The organism is Aquiflexum lacus, from assembly GCF_015476655.1.
In the GTDB taxonomy this organism is placed as follows: domain Bacteria; phylum Bacteroidota; class Bacteroidia; order Cytophagales; family Cyclobacteriaceae; genus Aquiflexum; species Aquiflexum lacus.
The window spans coordinates 1-1,529 of record NZ_JABFHF010000069.1 but is presented as its reverse complement, the minus strand read 5'-3'; the positions used below and the strand labels follow the sequence as shown (position 1 = coordinate 1,529).

Sequence of the window (1,529 nt, the reverse complement as noted above, 5' to 3'; positions counted from 1 at the left end):
GGTCGTGTACTGAAATAGGTTGACACAATTTAATTTAAAATTGTAAACCTATATACGGACAAAATGCGTGAACCAGAAAAATTTTCCGAAGATTCCAGGAGAGAAATTGTCATGGAAGTACTCTCAGGTACCTTGACCAAAGAACAGGCAAGGCATGTTTATGGAATTAAAAGCAAATCTGCTATCTTGGAATGGATGAGGATTTTTGCCGGTCTTGAAAGAAGAGTTCCGAAAGACCCTCTTCCGATTTTAAGAAATATGTCAATAGAACAGGATTCCAACGGTGAGTTAAAAGCCCGTATCAGGCAACTTGAAGAAGAGCTGAAGCTTAGCCGTTTAAAGGGCAGGGCATATCAGATCATGGTCGATATTGCCAGAGAAGAATATGGTCTGGATCTTGAAAAAAAGTCTGGTGCCAAACAATTCAAAGACTCAGAGAAGAAAAGCCGGACGTAAGTTTGGCGCGACTTTGTGAATTGTTTGGCAAGAGCAGGCAAGGCTACTATAAAGCTTTAAATTATATTTGCCGGGAGGCATTTGAGGAAGAGTTGGTCTTAAATCTTGTTTTCAAGATAAGAAAGAAGGCCAAAACATCCAGATGGGGGTTGAGGAAGATAAACCCTCTGATTCAGAAAGACTTGATCAGAATGAAAATCAAGATAGGCAGGGATAAACTGTTTGATCTGCTTCGAATGAACGGGTTATTGGTAACCAAAAGAAAAAGGAAGTTTTTCACTACCCAAAGCCATCATTGGCTGAGGAAGTACCATAACCTTGTAGAAAACATGGTTGTCTCAAGGCCCAACCAGTTATGGGTTTCCGATATTACCTATGTCGAACTGAACGGGGAAGTTATGTACCTGTATCTTATTACGGATGCCTATTCCCAAAAAATAGTGGGCTGGAATCTTTCTCTTGACCTGAAGGCTGAATCAGCACTTGAAGCCCTGAAAATGGCTTTTCAGACCCAAAAAAATATTGGCCCATATTCCCTGGCGCATCATTCAGACCGTGGGGTACAGTACTGCAGTTATGATTACACAGACCTTTTGAAAAAGAAAAAAGTCTGGATAAGCATGACAAAGCCTGCCTCTCCACATGAAAATGCCATTGCAGAAAGAGTGAATGGAATTCTAAAAGAAGAGTGGCTGGATGATGTTGCAGGAGAAACAAATATCAATCCGCAAAAATACATCAGACAGATTATCAAAATCTATAATGATATGAGACCGCACGAAGGATTGGGAAATCTTACGCCAAAGCAAGTACATGACGAAGGTTTTCCAAGGCATGATACCGAACGCGTTATTGGAAAGAAATACAATTGGAAAAAGAAGACCAGGCCTGTTAAAGCCCGGTCTGAAAATAGCAACGCTATCGGACCAAACGACTATTCCTTGACAAGTTGCTCCTCAGCAGAGCTTGCCTCCGCTTCATCGTGGTATTGTAAGTTAATTGAAACTTCTTAGAAATTGAAACACTGACTATATTTGAAAAACAAAAGTGTCAACCATTTTCAGGACGAGACA

Annotated in this window: 2 protein-coding genes; both read left to right on the top strand. The window is 40.5% G+C overall.

All coding sequences use genetic code 11. From position 1 onward, the window contains the following. Window positions 1–63: 63 nt before the first annotated feature. Window positions 64–456: a hypothetical protein gene (locus tag HMJ38_RS25030; RefSeq protein ID WP_194977188.1), complete on the top strand. Its 393-nt coding sequence runs from the start codon at window positions 64–66 to the stop codon at window positions 454–456. 2 nt (window positions 457–458) lie between these two features. Next, the gene (locus tag HMJ38_RS25025) at window positions 459–1,469 is read left to right on the top strand and encodes an IS3 family transposase (protein WP_228780271.1); all 1,011 of its coding nucleotides are present in this window, start codon (window positions 459–461) and stop codon (window positions 1,467–1,469) included. Window positions 1,470–1,529: the final 60 nt, after the last annotated feature.

Coding starts and splice junctions, on each gene's coding strand:
- HMJ38_RS25030 (WP_194977188.1), top strand. CDS start 64: ATGCGTGAACCAGAAAAATTTTCCGAAGATTCCAGGAGAGAAATTGTC.